This is a genomic window from Papillibacter cinnamivorans DSM 12816, assembly GCF_900176335.1.
In the GTDB taxonomy this organism is placed as follows: domain Bacteria; phylum Bacillota; class Clostridia; order Oscillospirales; family Oscillospiraceae; genus Papillibacter; species Papillibacter cinnamivorans.
On the sequence record NZ_FWXW01000001.1, the window covers coordinates 548,288 to 572,618 of the forward strand.

Consider the following 24,331-nt stretch of genomic DNA (forward strand, 5'->3'; position numbering starts at 1 on the left):
TCGGCTTGACCCGTCGCGGCTATTATTGTATAATACTTTCGGCGATTACTCAAGGGCAAATTGCCTGTATGCGTGAGATTCTCTTCCTTGAAAACCATGTGCCTTTCCGCTCAGTTTTTTGGAATTTTAAATTTCTGACGGGCCGTCCGCAGTGAGAGACGGCGGCCGCGGATGCTCCTTCCCCTTAGAATGGAAGCCCTGCATGCGCGGTGTGTGGAGTAGGAAATGAAGGTCCTTCATCTCATCAGCGGAGGAGACGGCGGCGGCGCCAAAACCCATGTGCTCTCCCTTCTGCAGATGCTCAGCCGAACCGAAACGGTCCGGCTTGTCTGCTTTCGGGAAGGCCCCTTTTCCCGGGAGGCGGAGGAGCTGGGCATCCCCACCGAGGTTTTTCCTTCGGGAAATGTTCTTCGCACCTTTCTCCGCCTGAAGCGGTATGTCCGTGAAGGCGGGTTTGATCTCATCCACTGTCACGGCTCCCGGGCCAATATGATGGGCGTCCTGCTGAAAACCGCCGCGAAGCTTCCGGTGGTAACCACGGTGCACAGCGACTACAGGCTCGATTACCTGGGCCGTCCCTTTCACCGTCTGACTTACGGGACCATCAATTCCATCGCCCTGCGTCTTCTGGACTATCGCATCGGCGTGTCCGATTCCATGGTGGATTTGCTTATCAGCCGGGGCTTCCGCCCTGACAGGCTTTTTGCGATTTATAACGGCCTGGATTTCGACCTTCCCCCCGTCCGCGAGGACAGGCGCGCCTTCTGGGAAAGCGTGGGCCTCCGGACGGAAGCGGGCAGCGTGGTGGTGGGGATCGCCGCCCGTCTCAATCCGGTGAAGGACGTATCCACCCTTATCCGGGGTTTTGCCAAAGCGGCGGAACAATATCCGCCTCTTCGCCTGCTCATCGCCGGGGACGGCGAGGAAATGGGGATGCTCCGGGAACTGGCCCGCAGTCTCGGCGTTGCCGGCAAGGTCTGTTTTGCCGGCTGGGTTTCCGATATGGACCGCTTTTACCGGTCCATCGACATCAACACCCTCACCTCTCTGTCGGAGACCTTTCCCTACGCCGTCACCGAGGGAGCGCGCATGAAACTGCCCACCGTCAGCACCCGGGTGGGCGGCGTTCCGAAACTCATTGATCACGGGGTCAACGGCTTTCTCTTTTCTCCCGGGGACCCGGACACCCTGGCGGAATATCTTCTCTCTTTGGCGAAGGACCCCTCCCTGCGCGCCTCCATGGGCGAGCGGCTGTTTCGGAAGGCCGCGGAGCGGTTTTCCCTGGAGAACACCTGCCGCCGGCAGCGGGAGATCTACGGGATCATCCTCAGACGCCAGACCCGGGGAACCGCCGGGCGCTGCGGCGTCACCGTGTGCGGCGCTTATGGCCGCGGCAATTCCGGGGACGACGCCATTCTGGAGGCCATCGTGGCCGAGCTCCGGGAGATCGATCCCGATATGCCGGTATGGGTCATGTCCCGCAATCCCAAGAACACGCGCATGAAATATCGGGTCAACTCCGTGTATACTTTTAACATTCCCGCGTTTTTATACCGTATGGGACGGAGCGTCCTCTTTATAAACGGCGGCGGCAGCCTTATCCAGGACGTCACCAGCCGCCGCTCCCTCTGGTTTTATCTCTTCACCATCACTGCGGCCAAGCTGCTGGGCAACAAAGTCGTCATGTATGGCTGCGGCATCGGCCCCCTCAAGCGGCAGTTCAGCCGGCGCCTGGCCGCCGGGATTCTCAACCGCCGGGTGGATATCATCACCCTCCGGGAGCCCCATTCCCGGGGCGAGCTGGAGGCCATGGGAGTCCGCGTGCCCAAAATCATCCTCAGCGCGGACCCCACTCTGATTCTGCCTCCGGCGCCCGGCGACGCGGTGGACAGTCTGTTTCTGGCCGAAGGGATTCCGCCCCGGGGCGAGTATATCTGTTTTTCTCTTCGGAAATGGCCGGGTTACGAGGAAAAGGCGCCTCTCTTCGGCGCCGCCGCCGACTACGCCTATGAGACCTACGGCCTGATCCCCGTTTTTTTGCCCATAGAGCCCAGAATCGACGTGGCCGCGGCAAAGCTGGCCGCTCAGGGCATGAAGGCTCCCCACTATATGATTCGGACCACCGGCGGCGCCGGTGTCGTCATCGGGGCCTTTTCCCGCATGAGGGTGGTGGTCTCCATGCGGCTCCACGCCCTGGTCTTCGCTGCAGGGCAGGGCATCCCCCTTGTGGGCGTGGTCTACGACCATAAGATCAGCTCCTTCCTTTCCTACATCGGGCAGGAGCTCTTTACCGACCTGAAGGATGTAAATCTCGACCTGCTGAAAGCTCATATTGACGCTGCCGTGGAAAGCGGCCGTCATCCCCGGGAACTTGCCGAGGCGGTTGTTCGTCTGCGTGAGATGGAACACCGCAATTCCGAAGCGGCCCGGGAGCTGCTGGGAAAAACCCTTGTGGAGGAAAATCAAACTTGAAAACGCTGCTCTGTCTGTCCGATACGAAATGGCGCGTCCTTCCGTCAAGAACCCAGAACCTTCTGGGACGGATAGGGGGCGTGCGTCTTTTGTTCTTTGAGCCTCCCGTTGTCGCCCTGCCCCTCCTGGGTGGGGACCGGAAGCGCCGGAAAAAATCCGCGGCCCGGGAAAACGGCCGCCAGGTGCGCGACGGAGTCGTCGCCTACGCCCTGCCCGGAATCCTTCCGGGGGCGGACCTCCATAAATGGGTCCGCCGCCATAACGAAAAAAAACTGGCGTCCTTCATTCAGTCGAAACTGGAAGAACTGGGGGTTTCCGATCCCCTGCTCTGGGTCTCCTCCTCTTCCTATGCCGGCGTGGTGGATTATTTGACTTACAGCGGCCTTGTCTTCGATTGTGCGCAGCGATCCCCGGCTTTCGCTCCGGAGGAGGAAAAGCTCGCCTCCGAAGCGGATGTGGTTTTTGCCGCCTCGCCGGGTATTTTTGCCGCCCTGTCGGAACACAATAAGAATACTTTTCTGCTGCCGGGAGGGTTTCAGCAGCCGCTGTTTTCCCTTTCGGATGCCGACGCTCTTCCCTTCCCCCAGGAGCTTTTCACCGTGAAAAACCCGATTCTGGGCTTTGCCGGGACCGTGTGGGGCGATATGGACCTCTCCTTTGCGGAATATGCCGCTTCCCAGCGGCCGGACTGGTCTTTCGTCTTCGTGGGCAAGGTGCGCTCCGGAGCTCCGGTGGAAGAGCTGAAAGCCCTCCCCAACGTACAGTTTCTCGGATACAGGAAGCAGGGGAGCCTGCCCTCGTACCTGATGCGCTTCGACGTTCTTCTGGATTTCCGCCGCGCCTGCCGCCGCGGCAGCGACGTGGTTCCCGATCGCATCTACGAGTACCTCGCCATGGGAAAGCCCGTTGTTTCCTCCTCCATTGCCCCGGATCTGAAGGAATTCGAGGATGTCGTCTACCAGGCGGACACCCGGGAGTCCTTCCTGGCCTGTATAAGGCAGGCTCTGCAGGAAAACAGCGCGTGGAAGCAGGAACGGCGGAGGGCCTTTGCAGCTTCCGCTTCCTGGAAAAACAGATCCGCCGAGGCCGTACGCCGGCTGAAGGAATGCGGCATAGAGCTGTAAGGAGGCGGCCGAATCGGCTCCGCGCCATACCTCCGCGCTTTCCTTCCCATCAGATGAGTTTACAATGGAGCCCGTTTTTCTTAGAGCCGCGTTGTTGAAACCTACAAAAATATGCATGCGCACAGCTGGCCGCTTGCAAAGGAAATTTGAATACGATACAATAATATCGAAAGATTTTATTGGCAGCAGAACGGAAGAGAAAGAAGTGTGCGCGAATGGGAAACACCGGCGGCGGTCTGGGCCTGCCCGCAGCGTACCGTCTTGGCTTTCTTCCTGTCTGGGCTTTCGGGGCGGCGTGGCTCCGTTCGCAGGCCGCCTGAAAGGCGCGGGGCCTGCGTTTTCTGTTTCGCCGCGTCAATGGAGAAATGGGGATAAGCAATGAAAAAAGTGGCTGTGGTTATGGGTTCCGACAGCGATTTTCCCGTGATGAAGCACGCTCTGGAGCAGCTGAAAGCCTTTGGCATTCCCTATGAGGTCCGCGTCATATCGGCTCACCGGACGCCCGAGGAGGCAAGGCGCTTCGCCCTGTCCGCCTGGGAGGAGGGCTTCGGCGTCATCATCGCCGCGGCTGGAAAAGCGGCTCATCTGGGAGGCTTTCTTGCGGCCTATACCGCTCTCCCCGTCATTGGGGTCCCCATCCGCTCTTCCACCCTGGACGGGCTGGACAGCCTCCTGTCCATGGTTCAGATGCCCAAGGGCATCCCCGTCGCCACCGTCGCGGTGGACGGGGCCGATAATTCGGCTATCCTCGCCGCCCAGATTCTGGCCCTTTCCGATCCCGTATTGAGAGAAAAACTTCTTGAGTTCAAGGCCGGCATGGCTGCCGAGGTAGCCCGCAAGGATCAAAATATGCAGTCAGAGGTGCAGAAGATATGAAAAAACTGGAGCAGGTTTACGAAGGGAAAGCCAAAAAGGTCTTCAAAACGGACCATCCCGATCAGTATATCGTGGAATACAAGGACGATGCCACCGCCTTCAACGGCCAGAAGAAGGGCACCATTCTGGGCAAGGGCGTCATCAACAACAAGGTGACCAACCATCTCATGCAGATGCTGGAGGAGAAGGGCATCCCCACCCATTTCATTCAGGAGCTTTCCGACCGGGAGACGCTGGTCCGGAAGGTGTCCATTGTTCCCATCGAGGTGATTGTTCGGAATATCGTGGCCGGATCCCTCGCCACCCGGCTGGGCATTTCGGAGGGAACCCCCCTGAAACGGCCCGTCCTGGAGTACAGCTATAAGAACGACGAACTGGGCGATCCCATGATCAACACCTATCACGCCCTGGCCATGGAGCTTGCCTCTGAGGACGAGCTGGTGACCATCAACCGGTATGCCCTGAAAGTTAATCAGCTGCTTCTGTCCTATTTTGCCGACCGCGGCATCGAGCTGGTGGATTTCAAGCTGGAGTTCGGCCGTCTTTCCGACGGGACCGTCGTCCTGGCAGATGAAATCTCTCCCGATACCTGCCGCCTGTGGGACGCCAAAACCCACGAGAAGCTGGACAAGGACCGGTTCCGCCGCGACCTTGGAAACGTGGAGGACGCTTATCAGGAAATCCTCCGCCGCGTCATGGGCGACTGATTCCGGATACGGTAACCATGTGATTTAAAGGAGGCTGCGTCAAAGTGAGTGACAGCAGAAGCGAAAGCTACGCCGCCGCCGGCGTGGATGTGACCGCGGGATACGAAGCGGTCCGGCGCATCCGGCCTCTGGCGGAAAAAACCTACATCAAAGGCGTGCTGGGAGGCCTGGGCGGCTTTTCCGGCCTTTTCGAGCCTTCTCTGGAAGGCATGAAGCGCCCCGTCCTGGTCTCCGGGACCGACGGCGTGGGAACCAAGCTGAAAATTGCCTTCCTTTTGGACAAGCATAATACGGTGGGTATCGACTGCGTGGCCATGTGCGTCAACGATATCGTATGCCAGGGAGCCCTCCCCCTCTTTTTCCTGGACTATCTGGCCGTGGGGAAAAATGATCCCGCTCAGGTAGAGGCCGTGGTCTCCGGAATCGCCGATGGCTGCCGGCAGGCGGGCTGCGCCCTCGTCGGCGGGGAAACGGCCGAAATGCCGGGCTTTTATCCCCCGGGGGAATACGATCTGGCCGGCTTCTCCTGCGGCATCGCGGACTACGACCAGCTGATCACCGGCGCCGACCTGAAGGAGGGGGATCTTCTCATCGGTCTTTCCTCCAGCGGGCTGCATTCCAACGGGTTTTCTCTGGTCCGCAAGGTATTCGACGTCAATGAAAAGACGCTCTCCGCCTATATTCCGGAGCTTTCCTGCACTTTGGGCGAAGAGCTTATCAAGCCCACCCGGATCTACGTCAAGACCATCTGGCACCTGATGCACACCGTGGGTATCAAAATCAAGGCCATCAGCCATATTACCGGCGGCGGGCTTTACGAAAACGTGCCCCGCATGATGAAGCCGGGTCTTACCGCCTCCATCCGCCGTCATTCCTTCCCTACCCTTCCCATTTTCGACATCATCCAGTCTCAGGGGAAAATCCCCTCCCGGGATATGTACAACACCTTCAACATGGGGATCGGCATGATCCTCGCCATCGATAAAAACGACGTGGGAGCCGCCCTGGACGCCCTGGTCTGCTGCAACGAGCGGGCCTATGTCATCGGTTGCGTCGTAAAGGGCGAGGACGGGATCGAGCTATGCTGAGGATCGCCGTGCTGGTCTCCGGAGGAGGAACCAATCTCCAGGCTCTTATAGACGCCTGGAAATCGGGTGAGCTCAAAAACGGGACCATTGCCGCCGTCGTTTCCTCTCATCCGGGAGCCTTCGCCTTGGAACGGGCGAAATCCGCCGGGATCCCCTGCTTCACGGTGGACAGATCCCGCTTCCCCGGCCGTGAGGAATTCACCGACGCGGTTGTCGGCGTTCTCCAAAACGCGGGGGCCGACCTCGTGGTCCTCGCCGGTTTTCTCTATATCCTTGGGCCCCGGTTTACCGAGGCCTTTCCCAACAGGGTCATCAACGTGCACCCGGCTCTGATCCCCTCCTTCTGCGGGGAGGGCTTCTATGGGCTCCGGGTGCATGAACGCGCGCTGGAATACGGCGTCAAGGTCACCGGGGCCACCGTTCATTTTGTCAGCGACGTGCCCGACGGAGGGCCGATTATTTTGCAGAAGGCGGTGGAGATCCGGGAGGACGACACGCCTGAAAGTCTTCAGCGGCGCGTGATGGAGGAGGCCGAGTGGCATCTTCTGCCTCGCGCCGTTTCCTTATTTTGTCAGGGGCGTCTCCGAGTGGAGGGCCGAAAAGTGCGTATTTTGGAGGAGGATAAGGACAGATGAAAAGAAGAGCGCTCATCAGTGTGTCTGACAAAACCGGCGTGGTGGATTTTGCCCGGCGTCTTCACGCCCTGGGCTTCGAGATCGTCTCCACCGGCGGGACCCAGAAGGCCCTGGAGAGTTCCGGCATCCCCGTTTTGGGGATCACGGAGGTCACCGGCTTTCCCGAATGCCTGGACGGGCGGCTCAAGACCCTGCATCCCGCGGTCCACGGGGGGATCCTCGCCATGCGCTCCAATCCGGAGCACATGAAGCAGCTCGAGGAGCTTGGCATCGTCCCCATCGACGTGCTGGTCATCAATCTCTATCCCTTCCGGGAAACCATTCTCCGCCCCGGCGTCACCCTCCCCGAGGCGATAGAAAATATCGACATCGGCGGGCCCACCATGCTCCGGGCCGCCGCCAAAAACTGGCAGGACGTGGCTGTTGTCACCGACCCCGGCGACTATGACGCCGTCGTCTGTGAGCTGGAGCAGGGAGAAGTCTCCCGGGAGACGAAATACGCCCTGGCTCTCAAGGTCTTTGAAACCACCGCCCAGTACGACGCCATGATCGCCGGCTACCTTCGCCGGGTGGGCCCCGGCGGCTGGCCCGAGCGCCTCACCCTCACCTTTGACAAAGCCCAGGACCTGCGTTACGGGGAAAATCCCCACCAGAGCGCCGCCTTTTACCGGGAAATCGGCGCTCCCGCAGGCACCATAGCCGCCGCCCGGCAGCTTCACGGTAAGGAACTCTCCTATAACAACATCGGCGACGCCGGCGCCGCGGTGGATATCGTCAAGGACTTTTCCGTGCCCTGCGCCGTCGCCCTCAAGCATGCCAATCCCTGCGGCGTCGGCATCGGCTCCTGTATCCTAGAGGCCTTTGTCCGGGCCAGGGAGGCCGATCCCGTCTCCATTTACGGCGGCATCGTGGCCCTGAACCGGGAATGCGACGGGGAAACCGCCGCGGAGCTTTCCAAGCTCTTTCTGGAGATTATAATCGCCCCGTCTTTTTCCCCGGAAGCCCTTGCCATTCTGGAAAAGAAGCAGAATCTCCGCCTGATGGCCCTCCCGGGGATTTCCCTTCCCAACACCCCGGACATGCTGGATATGAAAAAGGTGGGCGGCGGTCTTCTGGTGCAGAGTCTGGACTGCCCTTCCCCGGAGGAAACCCTCCGGGTGGTCACCCGCAGGGCGCCCACAGAGGCGGAGCTCACTGCCCTGCGCTTCGGCTGGCGGATCGTCCGGCATGTGAAGTCAAACGCGGTGGTTCTCACCACGGATACCGAGACGGTGGGCGTCGGCCCCGGTCAGACCAACCGCGTCACCGCCCTGGAACTGGCTATCAAATATGCCGGAGACAAGGCCAGGGGCTCTGTCATGGCAAGCGACGCCTATTTCCCCTTCCGGGACTGCGTGGACGCCGCCGCCGCAGCCGGAGTTACCGCGATCATTCAGCCCGGCGGCTCCATCCGGGATCAGCAGTCCATCGACGCCTGCGACGAGGCCGGGATCGCCATGGTGTTTACCGGTGTGCGCCATTTCAGACACTGATGCCCCGAACCCTTTCAGTTCGCTCATGTATTTGATTCCGGACCGTCTGCGAAGACCCGCGTCCTCCCGCCGGGAGGATGCCCGCGGAGGTTCCGGCAAACGGCAGAAACGGAGGTAACGCCATGAAGGTTCTCGTTGTCGGCGGCGGCGGCCGGGAGCACGCCATCGTGCATGCCCTCTCCCGTAGTCCCCGGGTCACAAAACTCTGGTGCGCTCCCGGAAACGGAGGAATCGCCTCCGAGGCCGAATGCATCAACATAAAAGCCACGGACGTGCCCACCATGGTGGGCTTTGCGGTCCAGAACGGCGCGGATTTCGTGGTGGTGGCGCCGGACGATCCCCTGGCCCTGGGTATGGTGGACGCCATGGAGGCGGCGGGGATTCCCGCCTTCGGGCCCCGGAAGAACGCCGCCGTGATTGAAAGCAGTAAGGTGTTTTCCAAGGGCCTCATGGAAAAGTACGGTATCCCCACGGCGAAATACCGGGTCTTCGATTCCATGGATGCCGCCCTGTCCTACGTCCGCAGCGAAGGCGCGCCGTTGGTGGTCAAGGCCGACGGACTGGCCCTCGGCAAAGGTGTGGTGGTGGCTCAGACCCTTCCGGAGGCGGAGGCGGCCGTCCGCAGGATCATGGAAGACAAAATCTTCGGGGAATCCGGCGCCCGGATCGTGATTGAGGAGTGCCTCACCGGGCCGGAAGTCACCGTCCTGTGCTTTACCGACGGGAAGACCATCCGCCCCATGCCCTCCTCCCAGGACCACAAACGCGCCCTGGACGGAAACCGGGGCCCCAACACCGGAGGCATGGGCGCCATATCCCCCAGCCGGCATTACACTCCCGAGCTCGCCGCAAGATGCATGGAGGAGATCTTTCTTCCCACCCTTCGCGCCATGAACGCGGAAGACCGACCCTTTTGGGGAGTGTTGTACTTCGGCCTGATGCTGACGGAGGACGGTCCCAAGGTCATCGAATATAACGCCCGCTTCGGCGATCCTGAGGCCCAGGCGGTCCTGTCTCTGTTGAAGACCGATCTGCTGGAGATCATGCTGGCGGTGACGGAGGAGCGCCTGGAGGAACTGGAAATTCAATGGGAAAACGGAGCCTCCTGCTGCCTGGTGCTGGCAAGCGGCGGCTATCCGGGAAGCTATCAGACCGGCTTTCCCATCGAAGGCCTGGATGCCGTCCCCGCGGACATCACGGTGTATCATGCGGGCACGAGAGCTTACGACGGTCGGATCCTTACTTCAGGCGGGCGCGTCCTCGGCGTGACTGCCGCGGCGGATACGCTGGACAAGGCCGTGGATAAGGCCTATGCCGCTGTCCGGGGGATCCGTTTTGAGGGCATGCAGTACCGGACGGATATCGGCAAAATCTGAAAACGCGGATCAACCAAAGGCCCAATAAAAATTGACAAAACTAAACCGCCGCTGGGATAAATTCCATCCCAGCGGCGGTTTCCGATTCAGCCGGATTCTATGTGGGCCGGACGGGGTCTGGACCCCGTCCTTACAGGGCCGATGCTCGCGGGCAAAGCCGCGTTTTTTTTATTTCTATCATGCCTTCGGCATGGCATTTACCCTGTCCCCGTTAGTATCTGCACGGGAAACAAAATTATAGCCGGACAAAGCTGCCAAAACTGGCGGCGTTTCGCTGCAGTGCTATTTATGATTGAAGTCCACCCATTCCTTCGCGGCCTCGACGCTCTCTTTGGACGGAATGGTGGTGTTCGTGACAGGGTCCCGTTTTTCTGTATCCGCTAAAGGAAACATTTCGAATGCGGAAGGATTTTTTTTAGGGATTCGTTTCTTCATGTTAAGCTCCTTTCCTGCGCTGCTGTTTTTCTTCTGTCTTAACCCCGTCCGCCGGTATCTGATATGCCTAGTATTGGAAAAGCAGGGTGTTTTATGCGCAGTCATTCACTGGTGGCCTCTTCTCCGGCGTAGCAAAAAGCCGCGCCTCGGCGCGGCTTAAACTGTGTTCCGGGTTATTCTCCCGGCGAGTGGGTTTCCTTCCGCGCGCCTTCTTTTGCCGCGCGCGCCAGGGGCCATTTGACCGGAAGGCGGATGGCTTTAAAAGGTTTTCCCGCCTGCTTCCCCCGGAACCATTGCGCCGGCATTGTCCATTGCGGCGGCTTGGGCAGCTTGGGAAGTTTGGGGAGCTTGGGAAATTGGGTCAGCGCTTTCAGGTGATGGGGCGCCGGCGCTTTCGGCGCCGCCGCAGCTTCTTTTTTCCGTATATTTCCCTTGCGCGCTCCCGTGAGGCGCCGCGGTATGACTTTCATCGGATCATCTCCCTCCGTCACACCCTATGCGGGAAAAGCCCCCAATATGCCCGGAGAAGCGAACCCGGGACCGTCCCCGGTGCGGGGCTCGGCTCTCCGGATGTCGTACGGGGTCAAACCGCCGGTTTTCCCGGCGGATATTGTGTTATTTCCCCTCTTGTGTTAAAATGGAAAAATGATATATTGCGTGAAGGGCGCATCGCGGCATGGTATAAAACGAAAGCGGGGGAAATCGCTTTGGAAAACAAGCTGTTTAAAAGTTCCGCCTTTGGAGGCTTCAACCGGCAGGACGTTCTGAATTATATCGAAAACGCTTCCAGGGAAAGCGCCGAGATTATAGAGAAGAATCGCCGTGAACTGGATGCTTTTCAGGCCCGGGTCACAGAGCAGGAAGACAGGCACAAAGCGGAGCTGGAAAACCTTCAGACCGAAATTATGCAGCTTCGCGCCGATCTTCAGGTTGCGGGAGACGAAAATGAGCGTCTCACCTCTCAGAAAGACGGGCTTGCCGCCCAGCTGGAAGAGATCTGCCAGGAGAATTCCCGTTTGACCGCCGTCACCTCCCGCCAGAGCGAGGAACTGGACGGAATGTCCGCGGAATTGGACGAACTGCGCGGCAAACTTTCCAAGACGGAACCGGACGCAGTTGCCTACGAAACCATGAAACTGCACATGGCCGAGATTGAGGTGTCCGCCTATCAAAGAGCGGAGGCCATTGAAAAAGCCGCCAGGGACCAGGCGGCGAAGCTCCGGAAAGAGATGGAGGCCCTTCTGTCCCGGGCTAGGGAAAGATACGCCTCCGTTCAAGCGGAATTTGAAGTGGTCGCCTCCCATATTTCAGGGGAACTGGGAAAAATGCAGGACTCTCTGGGCTCCCTGTCCGCCGAGCTGGACGGGTTGGGAAGCGAGTTCGGTTCTCTTCATCTGCCCGACGAAGAGGTCGAAGCGGAAGAGGCGCCGTCCGATCCCTGTCTTTCATAATCCGGTGCGTGCCGCTATTTTGTAAGAGGTGTTTTCTATGTCATCCTCCGTCATCGCGCTTGATACCGGCGGCCTCAGAGAGCAGTTGGGCTCTCTGCGTGCGGGCGACCGGGTTTCCCTCAGCGGGACGGTCTATACGGCCCGGGATGCCGCTCATAAGATGCTCTTCCAGCTGCTTGACGAAGGCGCCCCCCTTCCCTTTCCGCTGAAAGACGCGGTGATCTATTACGCCGGGCCCACCCCCGCAAAACCCGGCATGGCCGTGGGCTCCTGCGGGCCCACCACTTCCGGCCGCATGGACCCGTACGCGCCCCGTCTTCTTTCTCTGGGTCTTGCCGCCATGATTGGAAAGGGAGAACGCAGCGAAGCGGTGGCGGAGGCCATCCGGGAATACGGCGCCGCGTATTTCTGCGCGGTCGGCGGCGCCGGGGCTCTTATCGCCCGGCATATTCGCTCCGCGGAGGAAATCGCCTTTCCGGCACTGGGCTGCGAATCGGTGAAGCGGATGCAGGTGGACTGTCTTCCCCTCATCGTGGCCATCGACTGTAACGGCGGCAATCTCTTTCAGACCGGCCGGAAACAATGGGCCAAATAAAAGAAACGTAAATAAAGGAGCGGGATCGGCCTCGATCCCGCTCCTAATCTTATCGCAAAAATCCTCTCCTCCTTTTCGCCAGCGGCGAAAAGCTTTTGCGAATTTTGTGTTGCGTTCCGTGACCAAAATCCGCAAAAGATAAATTTCAATGCCTTGCGAGCCTTCGGGAAGGCGCGTCCCTTTCCCCGTTACCGTCGAAAAACAGGGTTTTTCGACGGACTTAGGAGCGGGATCGGCCTCGATCCCGCTCCTTGAATTTAAAAATCTATACCAGTTCGCTTTTCTTTTTGGGCATGTATGAAGCGCTGGACACTTTCAAACCGGAGTCCTTTACCGGAGGGAGGGTTATGATCTTCACTCCCTGCCTGGTAGCCAGTTCCACCGTATACATCGTGCCTCCCAGCATCCCGTCGAACACCGCGATGAGAAGGCCTGCCTGTTCCACCATGTACTGGTTGCGGCGCATCATGCAGCTGGGGGTATAGGAGGTCTGGATCATGGTCTCCACGTCACATCTGGAAACGAGGCTGAAATACCGGTTCCTCTGCTTTTCATTCCAGCTGGCGGACTGCTCCTCACAGGGGATCGCCGCTTCCAGCAGTATGTCGTCGTGCTTTGCCTTGAGCTTGAGAACTGCTTCGCAGAAATACATGTCGCAGCCCAGTGCCATGCCGCAGATAAAGTGCCGCATCCCGCCGCGGTAAGCCTTTTCCACCTCTCTGTCCAGCCGGCGTTTCAGCTCCAGGCATCTCGGGTCGGTCTCGTCGTATTTCCACGGCAGCTTCTGCGGACGGTATCCGGTAAAACTGCACGTTATCTCCTTGTCGCCCTTTTTATATCGCTTATCTTTAATGTTTTGTATCATCACTGCTGTCCTTCCGGTAAATTCATATTGTTGATTATACGTTTGCCGTAAATATTTGTCAATTCGCTCCCGGAATATTCCCGGGTGAATTCGGGCCCCCGGAGGCTTTTCCCTTGAAAGGGAAGATACGCATAATCTGCCCGTTCCGGCCGTTTTTATGTCGTGTTTTCCGGCAGCCAAAGAAAAACCGGTCCTTATGGCGGCAGCGGCGCTTCAAATCCGCAATTTCCCTATTGCAATTTCCTGAAAATGCGGTATACTGACACATGGAGAACAACGAAATAGAATGTCTTCAGGGCGGGGTGAAAGTCCCCACCGGCGGTATAGTCCGCGAGCGGCCTCGGCCGCAGAACCGGTTGGATTCCGGTACCGACAGTTACAGTCTGGATGAAAGAAGATGTGTTGAAATACGCACCTGCTTTGTGCTGTTTTGACACCTGAAAGGCATTGCTTTTCAGGTGTTTTCACATTTTAAACGGGAGGAATTGTTCCATGTCTCTGAATTCCGCTGCGGTAAATTCGCGGCAGCGAATCGCCACCAATACCCTTGTAAAAATTGCGGTCCTGGGCGTTATCGCTCGAATAGTCATGTTTTTGGAGTTTCCCCTTCCCCTGTTCCCGACTTTTTTGAAGCTTGATCTCAGCGATATCGTGTGCCTGATCGGCGCTTTTGCTCTGGGTCCCATCGCCGGGATGGGTATCGAATTTGTTAAATGCCTGCTCCACGTTCTCACCGGCGGCCTCGCTTCTACAGGCGGCGTGGGCGACCTTGCCAATTTCATCGTGGGTTCGGCCTTTGTGGTTTCCGCCGGTTGGTACTATAAGACTCATAAATCAAAAAAAGGCGCTTACATCTCCCTGCTGATCGGCGCGGTTGCTCTGCCCGTGGCGGGAGCCCTGGTGAATTATTTCGTCACCCTGCCCCTTTACGCCCTTGTCCTGGGCTTCACCGAAGAAATGATCGTGGGTATGTCCAGTGCCGTTATTCCGGCGATTCACGACAAGCTTACATTGATTCTCTATGCATTCACGCCGTTTAACCTTATCAAGAGTATCATTATCTGCCTCATTACCCTGCCGCTGTATAAAAAGCTCTCTCCGTTGCTGCACAAGCTCTGATAACATAAAATAGAATGAGGAGCCGTCCGAAAGGTAACCGCCTTTGGGGCGGCTCCATTTTTCAGGGAAAGCAGTAACCCATCCGCCTTGCCAAAAACTTCTTTATCGTCGCAGAGTGAAGGTTTTTGCAGACTTCCTGAGCCGCTTATGTCCGGTTTTCAGAAGGCCGGTTGCGGGCTCAAATTAAGAGTTCCTATGTTTTGAGCCGTTCAGGCGGTTTTTCCTGCTAATGGCCGGGTTCTTTCGGAGGTGCACCTGCACGCAAAACCCTCCCTTAGAAATCTGGCGTTACTGAGGATAAATCATGTCCGGGAATCGGCTATGCCGATTCCTTTACCTCCGCGCGTCAGTGGGATGCGTTCCGAAAGGCAGAGGATGACGGTGGGCTCGCGCCCACCAAAGACGACAACGCATCGGGACACGGCCCAATGCATGCGGAGGCGGGCAGGATTTGTCCTCAGTAATGCCGTAGGGCCGGAGCCTCTTGGCGCCGCTTTTTCGATTCTTTTTCCCGGCGAGTGGAAAAAGGAACTCCCGCCGGAGGCACGTACGATTCGTTTATATAAAACTTTTCTATGAAGACGATTGATTACAAGAGGTTTGGACGGGAGCGTGTGCACCCCTGAAAATGACTCCTCGCTTCTTCGGGAAAAGCTTCCTGCTTTGTGGTACAATAAAGGGTAAGAAAACCAGAGGAGGCCGGGGCATGGACAGGACAATACTTCACTGCGATATGAACGGCTTTTTCGCCTCCGTGGAACTTTTGACCCTGCCGGAACTCCGGGACAAACCCGTGGCTGTCTGCGGCGACCCCGAAAGCCGCCACGGCATCATTCTTGCCAAAAACGAGCTGGCGAAGTCCTTCGGTATTAAAACCGCCGAAACCATCTGGCAGGCCAGAAAAAAATGCCCCGCCCTGGTGCTGATCCCGCCCCATCACAGCCGCTATGAGGAGTATTCCCGGCGCATTAACGCGATTTACTCCCGTTTCACCGATCTGGTGGAACCCTTCGGTATCGACGAGTCCTGGCTGGACATCACCGGCACCATGCATCTTTTCGGCGGTTCGGGCCGGGCGGTGGCCGACCGGATCCGGAAAACGGTGAAAAGCGAAACGGGGCTCACCCTGTCCGTCGGCGTCTCCTTCAATAAAATTTTCGCCAAGCTGGGAAGCGACTATAAAAAGCCGGACGCCACCACCGTGATCTCCCGGGAAAACTTCCGGGCCATCGTCTGGCCTCTGCCCGTCTCCGCTTTGATGTATGTGGGCGGCGCGGCCGAGGCGGCTCTCGCGGGCCTCGGCGTCGGGACCGTCGGACAGCTGGCCGCCTGCGACCGCGAACTTCTCCGGTCCCGTCTTGGGAAACTGGGCGTCCAGCTCCATGAGTATGCCTGCGGAGAGGACGCCTCCCCCGTTCTCCCATACGGAGCGGAGCAGGAGATCAAATCCGTGGGCAATGGCATTACCTTCCGCAGAAACCTGGTGGGACGGGACGATGTCCGCGCCGGCATAGCCCTTCTGTCGGACACGGTGGCCGCGCGCCTGCGCAGGCACTCTCTCCGCTGCCGGACGGTGCAGGTCGTCATCCGCGACCCGGAACTGAAGACCATCTCCCGTCAGAAGCCCCTCCCCCTCCCCTCCTGCCTCTCCTCGGAGATCGCCGGAGCCGCTCTGGAACTGGTGGAAGCCTCCTGGAATCTTTCCGCTCCCATTCGGATGCTCACCGTGACGGGGATGAACCTTCTGCCCGAAAGCGAATGCTTCGAGCAGCTGAACCTGTTCTCCTCCGGCGGCGTGGAGCGCAGGCGCCGGGAGGAGCTGGAGCGCGCCATGGACCGGATCCGCGCCCGTTTCGGCAAAGACGCGGTCCGTTTCGGTGCCGGTGCGGACAACGATCTCGGTGCCAGGGAGCGGGAACGGGAGTGAACGTTCTGTTTTAATCCGTGAAGGAAGTTTGCCGCGGCCTGTATGGAGCGTGAAAGCACCGATACGGGCCGTTTTGTTTTGTTATTCCAGCTGCTCCTTCGACATCATCTCCCGGAGCTTCTTTAACGCCTTTTTCTCAATCCGCGATACGTATGAGCGCGAAATGCCGCAACGCGCGGCAATTTCCCGCTGCGTCCAGGGGGCCGCTCCCCGCAGGCCGTAGCGCAGGCAGATGATTTCCGCCTCTCTTTCGTTGAGGCAGATGCTCACCGCTTTTTGCAGCCGCTCGCAGATCTCCCGGGAATTGAGCCTTTCCAGCATGTCGTCGTCCACGCTGATCACATCCATAAGCGACAGGGAATTGCCGTCCTTGTCCGTGTCGATGGAGTCCGACAGGGAAACCTCGCTGCTCAGCCGCCGCTGGCTGCGGAAATACATCAGTATCTCATTTGCTATGTTCTCGCTGCGGCTCTCCGCCTGTCCCCGCGTCAGGCGCTCCTTTCTCATGGAAAAACCGGCTGTATTCCCGCAAAAATCGGGCTCTGTTGGGTGTTGGTTTTCTCTTCTCTTCCTCTTTTTACTCCGTCAATGCTCCGCTGAAAAAAATTGCAGGGCTTCGGTAAAATCTGCTTAAAAAATACATAAAAATACAAAATTTTATGTTAACTGCATCTTGCTTTCGGAAATAACTCGTTGTATAATTTAACCAACCTCGTGCCGTTAATTTTTAGGACATATTTTAAGTTTTCCGGGATTCGTTCCGTCTCTCTTTTTGAAAAACAGGCGCGGGGGTATTCTTTTCAGCTTCCCCGGAATATCCCGGAGGATTCAAAAAAAATGCGAAAGTGAACATATCCGACTAGGATTTACATAATAACAATTATGCGTTTCCGGCAGGAACGGTAACAAATTGTGACAAAATTCTCTCGAATAGTTTCATAATTCGCGTTTTTCTTTCTATTTTAACCCAATTCTCATATAAGTTTTCCGAAATAGATAAATTATGTTGACAAACTGCGGAAAATTATGTATATTATATGGACTAACATAAAAATTTTTCCATCGGCGGATCGGAGGGGCTGGATTGAGACCGTTCAAGAAAAAGCTTGGTGAAATGCTTTTGGAATCCGGGCAGATCGATCAGAACCAGCTGGAGAACGCCCTGGAGGAACAGAAATCCAACTGGAAGCGCCTGGGCGACATTCTGGTGGATCTCGGTTACCTGACGGACGGGACGCTGGCCGACACCATTGCCAAACAGATCGCGGTGGAACGGGTCAACCTGCAGAATACATATATAGACGCGGCGGTAGCTCGTCTGATCCCCAAGGAAGTTGCAAAAAAGTACACCATGATCCCGATTTACGAGAAGGACGGCGTGGTGTATGTTGCCATGAGCGACCCACGGAACATGTACGCTCTGGACGATCTTCGCCTTCTCATTCAGAAGCCTGTCCGCTCCCTTGTCGCTTCCGCCTCGGAGATCGATCAGGCTATTGAGGTCTATTATTCCCAGCAGATGTCCGAGCGCGCCATCGAGGACCTGAAGAGGGACTGGATGGTGGATACCTCCGGCCAGGAAGTGGATGACGCGGATATTCAGAACGCGCCCGCCGTCCGCCTTGCAAATTCCATCATGAACCAGGCCGTGACCCTCCGGGCCAGCGATATTCACATCGAGCCCTTCGAGGACGCGGTCATGGTCCGTTTCCGTATCGACGGTTCCCTGGTGGAGAGCATGACCATTCCTCAGAACCTCTATTCCGCGGTTTCCACCCGGTTTAAGGTCATCGCCGGCATCAACATTGCCGAAAAGCGCGTCCCTCAGGACGGGCGTATCGAGATGAACATCGCCGGCAAGAATTACGACTTCCGTGTTTCCACCCTGCCCACCGTGTTCGGCGAAAAGATCGTTATCCGTATTCTGGACCGCACCTCCTTCCTCTTTACCCGGGAGATGCTGGGCTTTACCAAGGAAAACAGCCGCCTGGTGGACATGATCATCAAGAAGACCAACGGTATCGTTCTGCTCACCGGCCCCACCGGGAGCGGCAAATCCACCACATTGTACTCGCTGCTCCGGGAATTGAATACTCCCGAGCTGAATATAGTCACCATTGAGGACCCTGTGGAATATATGCTTCACGGCATCAATCAGGTTCAGGTGAATACCAAGGCGGGCCTCACCTTCGCCGCCGGCCTGCGCAGCATCCTGCGGCAGGACCCGGACATCGTCATGATCGGCGAGATCCGCGACGAGGAGACGGCGGAGATTGCCGTCCGCGCCTCCATCACCGGCCATCTCGTTCTTTCCACTCTGCATACCAACGACGCGCCCAGTTCGATTGCGCGCCTTGTGGATATGGGCATCGAACCCTTCCTTGTGGCCGAGTCCCTCTCCGGCATCATCGCCCAGCGCCTGGTCCGCCGGCTGTGCAAGCACTGCAGGAAGAAGGCGCTTACCACCCAGGCGGAGATGGACGTCATGCTCCTCGACGAGCCCGCCGAGATCTATCATCCCGTCGGCTGTCCCAAGTGCAACGGTACAGGGTACTCCGGGCGGATTTCCCTCCATGAGGTCATGCACATCAACCGTGCCCTGCGGGACGCGATCCAGGAAGGAAAGAGCACCGAGGTTCTCCGGGACATCGCCAAGGAAAACGGCATGATGCAGCTCTTCGACAGCTGCAAACAGCATGTCCTGGAAGGAACCACATCCTTGAATGAGATGGTGAAAACGGTTTATGTCAGAGATTAACGGTCCGAAACTGGATGAACTTCTGGAATACACCTTCAATGCCAAAGCAACGGATCTTCATGTCGCGGTCGGCACCGCCCCCATGATCCGCCTGAACTCCAGGCTTACCTTTGTGGAGAATATGCCCACCATGACCCCGGATATGACCGCCGCCCTGGTGGACGAATGTGTCAGCCCCGCCAAGAGGAAAACGTTGGAAGAGAACGGCGAGGTGGATTTTTCGTTTTCCCGGCCGGGCCTCGGCCGCTTCCGCTCCAATATCTTCAAGCAGCGCGGCAGTTATTCCATGGCCCTGCGCTCCTTGCCCTTTGCCATTCCCGCCTTTGAGACCCTGGGGATCCCCGAGTCCGTCCGCCCCCTCACCAATAAGAAAAGCGGCCTGATTCTGGCCACCGGGGCTACCGGCAGCGGCAAATCCACCACTCTTGCCTCCATGATCGATATCATCAACTCCAGCCGCCGCTGTCATATCATCACCATCGAAGACCCCATCGAGTACCTGCACCGGCACAAGACGGGCCTGGTGAACCAGCGCGAGGTCGGGTGGGACACCCGCTCCTTCGCCACCGCGCTCCGCGCCGCCCTCCGGGAGGACCCGGACGTCATTCTCGTCGGCGAGATGCGCGACGTGGAGACCATCGACATAGCCCTTACCGCGGCGGAGACCGGGCATCTGGTCTTCTCCACGCTTCATACCATCGGCGCGGCCAAGACCGTCAACCGTATCCTGGACGCGTTTCCTCACGATCAGCAGGCCCAGGTGCGAACGCAGCTTGCCGCCGTCCTGGAGGGCGTCATCTCCCAGCAGCTTCTTCCCAAGGAAGATGGGTCCGGGCTGGTTCTCGCCTGCGAGGTCATGCTGGTGAACACCGCCATCCGGAACCTTATCCGCGAGGGCAAGCCCCATCAGATCAATACCGTCCTCCAGACCAGTACCGGCGCGGGCATGCAGACCATGGACGCGTCTTTGGCCGATCTGGTGAACCGCAGGATCATATCCTATGACGACGCGCTGACCCGTACCCAGGATACGCAGACATTTCAGCAGCTGTGCAGCAGAAAGTGGTGATACCGGGTGCCTGAATTCGTATTCAAGGCCAGGAGCATGTCCGGCCAGGCTTGGAACGGGTCGTTGGAGGCGGACTCCGCGGAAGCCCTGGAGTTCATGCTCAACGACAAGGGGTTCTTCCCCCTGGAGATCAAGACCAAACCCGAGGGCGTGAGCCTTTCCGGCCTCTTCGGCCATGTCAACAAGCGGGACCTTGCGGTCTTCTGCCGCCAGCTCTCCGTCATCATCAGCTCCGGCGTGACCATTATCGAGGCCATCGCCATTTTAGCCGAGCAGACGGAGAAACCCGCCTTCAAGGAGGTCCTGGAGATCGTGGGGGACGACGTGCAGAAGGGCAAGCTCCTCTCCCAGTCCATGGCCGCCTTCCCCAATGTGTTTCCCGAGTTTCTCCGGAATATGATCCGCGTGGGCGAGGCCTCCGGTACTCTGGACGAGATCATGGAACAGATGGCCAATTATTACGAGAACGACGATAAGATTAACCGCAAGGTTAAGTCCGCAATGACCTATCCCATTATCCTCATGTGCATGACCGTCGGCGTCGTCATCCTCCTCATGGTCATGGTCCTCCCCATGTTTTCCAGCATATTGACCGAGATGGGCGGCGAGATGCCCGCCATTACGAAGGTCCTCATGGCGGTTTCCAACTTTATGGTGCATAACATTATTTATATAGCCATAGCCGTGGTTCTCATCGCCCTGGCCTTCGTGAGCTATGTGAGGACTCCCTCCGGCCGCCTCCGGTTTGACGGCTTTAAGGTTTCCTTCCCTCTCACCCGGGGCCTCACCGTGAAGGTCATCACCTCCCGCTTCGCCCGCAGCATGGGCATGCTCTTGAAGTCCGGCATCAATATCATTAACGCCATGACCATCATGTCCAGCCTCATCGGGAACCGGGCGGTGGAGGAAAAGTTCCTCGTCAGCTCCGAGGAGGTGCAGCAGGGCCGCGGCATCGGGGAATCTCTGGACCGGATCGGCATCTTCCCTCCCCTTCTCATTCACATGGTTCAGGTGGGCGAGAGGACCGGAGAACTGGATCAGATGCTTCTTCGCACCTCCGGCTTCTTTGACGACGAGGTGGAGGCCGCCATCACCAAGATGACCACCATGATAGAGCCCGTGATGATCGTCATCCTGGCGGGTATCGTTGCCACCATTCTTCTTTCCATCTTCCTCCCCATGCTCTCCATCATGAACGCGGTGTCCTGATTGGCTTCGGTTTAACCATCCGGCAGGATGAGATATAAACAAACTTAATAAAGTATTGAAAGAGGGGTTTATCACATGACAGAAAAGGTCAAAAGCAGGCTGATGGACCGCAAGGGCTTTACGCTGATAGAGCTCATCGTGGTCATCGCCATCATCGCGATCCTCGCGGCGGTCCTCATTCCCAGGTTCACCGGGTTTACCGAAAGTGGTCGTAAAAAAGCCGTACTCAGCGACGCCAGAAATATCCTGGTTGCTTTGGATGCAGCAGATGCTAATGGCGAAATTACTGCCGCTTCAACAGACGCGGCAACCGCTGAAAGTCTTATTGAAAAATATGTTGGGAAGGATATCATTAGCTGCACAGACGCACTGGATGCAAATGGTGAAAGCACAATTACTGCCGTTACTAAAGGTACAAACGGCCTTGGATTTACCTATTCGAAACAGCTTGGTACTAAAATCTATACCGTAGCCGTCTCAAACAGCACGCTTCCTGCTGACGCATCCTGATAAATCTACATTCTATTAAATATACTGGAGGTGCTTTATGTTAAAGGATATTAAATCAAATCTCAATAAGAAAGGCTTTACTCTTATTGAGTTAATCGTCGTCATTGCAATTATCGCTATTCTAGCAGCGGTCCTCATCCCTAGATTTACCGGTTTTACAGAAAGCGCAAGAGAAAAGTCTGCTATAAGTGATACAAGAAACGTCCTTGTTGCTGTGGAAGCTATGCTTGCAGAAGGTCAAACCAATTTAGCCCAGGGTGACACATCAACCGCCGGAACCATCGAGTATTATGCAGGTAAAAACTTTGCCGGTACCATGAATCCTGCAACCGGCCTTAATTCAGATACTTTTACCTACTATGTTGATATTGGTACAAAACGCTACACTGTTTCTGTATCTTCCGGAACAATCGACGAAACTTTTAATGATGGTACAGGAAGCACAAGTGGCCCCATTCCTACTCCCTAATTAGTTATTTGAATTAAAATATGAATAGACAAACGGGCCGGCCGGGACCGGCCGGCCCGATTGTCCTACCCCGGCGTACTGGAAAAAGGAGGCGGGCTGTGAAACGACGGTCGCGGAAAAAACCGAATACCGGCGGCTACACTCTGATGGAGCTCGTCATTGTCATGGCGGTGATCACCATTTTGGTGGGCATCGCTTTGCCCAGCCTTTACGCCTATTCTCAGCGCGCCAAGGAACTCCAGATGTCGGACCATCAGGAGCTCGTCCGGAAGGCGATCAGCCAGTATTACGCCTACGAGGGCCATTATCCGGACATTACGCTGCTGGACCCCGACGACGGGTCGCAGCTCCTGAGCCAGACCCAGGCGGACCAGCTTCGCGACCTTCTTCGGAGCGTCACCACCGCCCGGATGAATACCGGCGATTACAGCTATATGTATAACGAGGCCACGGGGAACGTCACCCTTGCGTTAAAATAGGAAAGGCGGCGGAGTATGCGCTTTTTGAGAAACAAAAAGGGCTTCACCCTCATAGAGCTCGTCGTCGCCATGGTGGTCTTCGCCATCCTGGGCGGCGCCGTTGCCGGCATGATTCAGTCCGGCCTCAATTCCTATGGGAAGATCAGCGACGATATATACACCGAGACCGAGGCCCGCACCGCCCTGTCCTTGATCACCGTCCAGATCCGTCAGCACGATGCCACCGATGCCATCACCGTGGATACCCCCAACAAGGTCATTCGTCTCCGCAATAACCCCGCCAGCGCAACCGATCTCTCCGGGACCGTCATCTGGTTTTCCGTCGATACCCTCTATTCCGCCCAGGTGGAGGACACCACCGCCGCCCTTCCCGGCACGGGGGACGAGGTTACCAAGTCCGTCGCCAAAATCCACGATATCACTCTCTCCCAGGGCGTAGCCCCCGGCGGGACCGCCTTTGACTATACGATAACCATCTCGTATACCGATACCGGCGCAAAGCAGCTCTCCCAGACCATCACCCAGCGCTCCGCCCCCGCCGATCCCTCTCCCACGACCTGACTCGCCCGCACCTCAGTGCCCCCCTTGTTAAAGGGGGGACGGCGGGCATAGCCCGCAGGGGGGATTCCCGCACCCTAGTGCCTCCCTTGTCAAAGGGAGGTGGCACGCAGTGCCGGAGGGATTCCACCCCCGGTGCCCCCCTTGTCAAAGGGAGGTGGCACGCAGTGCCGGAGGGATTCCTCCCCCGGTGCCCGCCTTGTCTTCCCCGCCGGAACGTCCGGTTCTGACTTCGAATTTCCCGGAACTTTGTTCCGAGTGAATAGTGCCCCCCTTGTCAAAGGGGGGAAGCGGGCACAGCCCGCAGGGGGGATTCCCACACCCAATAGTGCCTCCCTTGTCAAAGGGAGGTGGCACGCAGTGCCGGAGGGATTCCTCCCCCGGTGCCCGCCTTGTCTTCCCCGCCGGAACGTCCGGTTCTGACTTCGAATTTCCCGGAACTTTGTTCCGAATGAATAGATACCCCCAAAGCCCCCCCTTGTCAAAGGGGGGAAGCGGGCAAAGCCCGCAGGGGGGATTCCCGCACCACCCCCAATAGTGCCTCCCTTGTCAAAGGGAGGTGGCACGCAGTGCCGGAGGGATTCCCACACCCCCAAAGCCCCCCTTGTCAAAGGGGGGAAAGCGGGCACAGCCCGCAGGGAGGATTCCGTGAAATATAAGCACAATCCCGGTTTAACGGCTCACGCAAAAGTCCTTCGAAAAAGCATGACGAAAGAAGAGCGCCGCCTGTGGTATGACTTCCTGAGAAATTATCCCGTGAGATTCCTGCGGCAAAAAGTGATTGGCAACCACATTGTGGATTTTTATTGCGCCAGCGCTGAGCTTGTGATTGAGCTGGACGGTTCGCAGCATTATGAGAAAACCGGATTGTTGCAGGATAAACTCAGAACCGAACAGCTCGAAGAATATGGCTTGACCGTTGTTAGAATACAAAACAATGAGATTTTGAGCAATTTTGCCGGCGTATGCGAACAGATCGATAACTTGGTGAAAAAATCCCCCCGTCAGGCTGCGCCTGCCGCCTCCCTTTAACAGGGGCAGGCAAAGGATAGATCCCGCCTGTTGGGGCCTCTTCTC

The 24,331-nt window shown here is 57.5% G+C and carries 24 protein-coding genes and 1 riboswitch; of the genes, 20 read left to right on the forward strand and 4 right to left on the reverse strand.

What is annotated here, in order from left to right; genetic code table 11:
- Nucleotides 1-225: 225 nt before the first annotated feature.
- From csaB to purD, 8 genes are all read left to right on the forward strand, one after another.
- The gene (gene csaB, locus B9A13_RS02710; protein ID WP_084233478.1) at nt 226-2,472 is read left to right on the forward strand and encodes a polysaccharide pyruvyl transferase CsaB; all 2,247 of its coding nucleotides are present in this window, start codon (nt 226-228) and stop codon (nt 2,470-2,472) included.
- Nucleotides 2,469-3,596, forward strand: a complete 1,128-nt coding sequence (locus B9A13_RS02715) for a glycosyltransferase (protein WP_084233479.1) — start codon at nt 2,469-2,471, stop codon at nt 3,594-3,596. Before csaB ends, B9A13_RS02715 begins: the two co-directional genes overlap by 4 nt.
- Before the next feature lie 378 nt (nt 3,597-3,974).
- On the forward strand, nt 3,975-4,472 hold the full coding sequence (purE, locus tag B9A13_RS02720; RefSeq protein WP_084233480.1) for a 5-(carboxyamino)imidazole ribonucleotide mutase: 498 nt from the start codon (nt 3,975-3,977) through the stop codon (nt 4,470-4,472).
- Entirely contained in the window at nt 4,469-5,179 is a 711-nt protein-coding gene (gene purC / locus B9A13_RS02725) for a phosphoribosylaminoimidazolesuccinocarboxamide synthase (protein WP_084233481.1), read from the forward strand. The genes purE and purC overlap by 4 nt, the downstream gene beginning before the upstream one ends.
- A 44-nt stretch (nt 5,180-5,223) precedes the next feature.
- Nucleotides 5,224-6,267 carry a phosphoribosylformylglycinamidine cyclo-ligase gene (gene purM, locus B9A13_RS02730; RefSeq protein ID WP_084233482.1) on the forward strand — a complete coding sequence of 348 codons (1,044 nt, stop codon included), beginning with the start codon at nt 5,224-5,226 and terminating at the stop codon, nt 6,265-6,267.
- The gene (gene purN / locus B9A13_RS02735; protein WP_084233483.1) at nt 6,261-6,902 is read left to right on the forward strand and encodes a phosphoribosylglycinamide formyltransferase; all 642 of its coding nucleotides are present in this window, start codon (nt 6,261-6,263) and stop codon (nt 6,900-6,902) included. The genes purM and purN overlap by 7 nt, the downstream gene beginning before the upstream one ends.
- Complete coding sequence (gene purH / locus B9A13_RS02740) at nt 6,899-8,434, forward strand: bifunctional phosphoribosylaminoimidazolecarboxamide formyltransferase/IMP cyclohydrolase (RefSeq protein ID WP_084233484.1); 1,536 nt, start codon at nt 6,899-6,901, stop codon at nt 8,432-8,434. Before purN ends, purH begins: the two co-directional genes overlap by 4 nt.
- Nucleotides 8,435-8,556: 122 nt before the next feature.
- Entirely contained in the window at nt 8,557-9,810 is a 1,254-nt protein-coding gene (gene purD / locus B9A13_RS02745; RefSeq protein WP_084233559.1) for a phosphoribosylamine--glycine ligase, read from the forward strand.
- 282 nt (nt 9,811-10,092) lie between these two features.
- Here the strand turns inward: purD and B9A13_RS14060 are convergent, their stop codons facing one another.
- Together B9A13_RS14060 and B9A13_RS02755 are read right to left on the reverse strand one after the other, a co-directional pair.
- Nucleotides 10,093-10,245 (reverse strand): CDIF630_02480 family spore surface protein, encoded by a 153-nt coding sequence (locus tag B9A13_RS14060; RefSeq protein ID WP_159448002.1) that lies wholly within the window; start codon nt 10,243-10,245, stop codon nt 10,093-10,095.
- Nucleotides 10,246-10,418: 173 nt separating this feature from the next.
- A complete protein-coding gene (locus B9A13_RS02755; protein WP_084233486.1) occupies nt 10,419-10,715 on the reverse strand; it encodes a hypothetical protein in 297 nt (98 codons plus the stop codon).
- Between the two features lie 237 nt (nt 10,716-10,952).
- Here B9A13_RS02755 and B9A13_RS02760 point away from each other — a divergent pair, with 237 nt between their 5' ends.
- Nucleotides 10,953-11,696, forward strand: a complete 744-nt coding sequence (locus B9A13_RS02760) for a coiled-coil domain-containing protein (RefSeq protein WP_143806849.1) — start codon at nt 10,953-10,955, stop codon at nt 11,694-11,696.
- 37 nt (nt 11,697-11,733) lie between these two features.
- On the forward strand, nt 11,734-12,291 hold the full coding sequence (locus tag B9A13_RS02765) for a FumA C-terminus/TtdB family hydratase beta subunit (RefSeq protein ID WP_084233488.1): 558 nt from the start codon (nt 11,734-11,736) through the stop codon (nt 12,289-12,291).
- Nucleotides 12,292-12,556: 265 nt separating this feature from the next.
- Here the strand turns inward: B9A13_RS02765 and B9A13_RS02770 are convergent, their stop codons facing one another.
- Nucleotides 12,557-13,156, reverse strand: a complete 600-nt coding sequence (locus B9A13_RS02770; protein WP_084233489.1) for an SLOG family protein — start codon at nt 13,154-13,156, stop codon at nt 12,557-12,559.
- A 284-nt stretch (nt 13,157-13,440) separates the two neighbouring features.
- Nucleotides 13,441-13,559, forward strand: a riboswitch (FMN riboswitch).
- Between the two features lie 89 nt (nt 13,560-13,648).
- Here B9A13_RS02770 and B9A13_RS02775 point away from each other — a divergent pair.
- Nucleotides 13,649-14,275 (forward strand): ECF transporter S component, encoded by a 627-nt coding sequence (locus tag B9A13_RS02775; protein WP_084233490.1) that lies wholly within the window; start codon nt 13,649-13,651, stop codon nt 14,273-14,275.
- Between the two features lie 706 nt (nt 14,276-14,981).
- Nucleotides 14,982-16,202 carry a DNA polymerase IV gene (gene dinB / locus B9A13_RS02780; RefSeq protein WP_084233491.1) on the forward strand — a complete coding sequence of 407 codons (1,221 nt, stop codon included), beginning with the start codon at nt 14,982-14,984 and terminating at the stop codon, nt 16,200-16,202.
- Between the two features lie 81 nt (nt 16,203-16,283).
- Here the strand turns inward: dinB and B9A13_RS02785 are convergent, their stop codons facing one another.
- On the reverse strand, nt 16,284-16,709 hold the full coding sequence (locus B9A13_RS02785) for a sigma-70 family RNA polymerase sigma factor (RefSeq protein WP_084233492.1): 426 nt from the start codon (nt 16,707-16,709) through the stop codon (nt 16,284-16,286).
- Between the two features lie 577 nt (nt 16,710-17,286).
- Here B9A13_RS02785 and B9A13_RS02790 point away from each other — a divergent pair.
- From B9A13_RS02790 to B9A13_RS02825, 8 genes are all read left to right on the forward strand, one after another.
- Nucleotides 17,287-18,960, forward strand: coding sequence for a GspE/PulE family protein (locus B9A13_RS02790; RefSeq protein WP_341456009.1), 1,674 nt, complete (start codon nt 17,287-17,289; stop codon nt 18,958-18,960).
- A complete protein-coding gene (locus B9A13_RS02795; RefSeq protein ID WP_143806850.1) occupies nt 18,947-20,029 on the forward strand; it encodes a type IV pilus twitching motility protein PilT in 1,083 nt (360 codons plus the stop codon). Before B9A13_RS02790 ends, B9A13_RS02795 begins: the two co-directional genes overlap by 14 nt.
- A gap of 6 nt (nt 20,030-20,035) precedes the next feature.
- Nucleotides 20,036-21,238: a type II secretion system F family protein gene (locus B9A13_RS02800; RefSeq protein WP_084233493.1), complete on the forward strand. Its 1,203-nt coding sequence runs from the start codon at nt 20,036-20,038 to the stop codon at nt 21,236-21,238.
- 75 nt (nt 21,239-21,313) lie between these two features.
- Entirely contained in the window at nt 21,314-21,748 is a 435-nt protein-coding gene (locus B9A13_RS14370; protein WP_084233494.1) for a prepilin-type N-terminal cleavage/methylation domain-containing protein, read from the forward strand.
- A 37-nt stretch (nt 21,749-21,785) separates the two neighbouring features.
- Nucleotides 21,786-22,217 (forward strand): prepilin-type N-terminal cleavage/methylation domain-containing protein, encoded by a 432-nt coding sequence (locus B9A13_RS02810; protein ID WP_084233495.1) that lies wholly within the window; start codon nt 21,786-21,788, stop codon nt 22,215-22,217.
- 98 nt (nt 22,218-22,315) lie between these two features.
- Entirely contained in the window at nt 22,316-22,696 is a 381-nt protein-coding gene (locus tag B9A13_RS14545) for a type II secretion system protein (protein ID WP_278308991.1), read from the forward strand.
- A 24-nt stretch (nt 22,697-22,720) separates the two neighbouring features.
- On the forward strand, nt 22,721-23,257 hold the full coding sequence (locus B9A13_RS02820) for a prepilin-type N-terminal cleavage/methylation domain-containing protein (RefSeq protein WP_159448003.1): 537 nt from the start codon (nt 22,721-22,723) through the stop codon (nt 23,255-23,257).
- Nucleotides 23,258-23,902: 645 nt separating this feature from the next.
- A complete protein-coding gene (locus B9A13_RS02825; RefSeq protein ID WP_143806851.1) occupies nt 23,903-24,286 on the forward strand; it encodes an endonuclease domain-containing protein in 384 nt (127 codons plus the stop codon).
- The last annotated feature ends 45 nt before the right edge of the window (nt 24,287-24,331 follow it).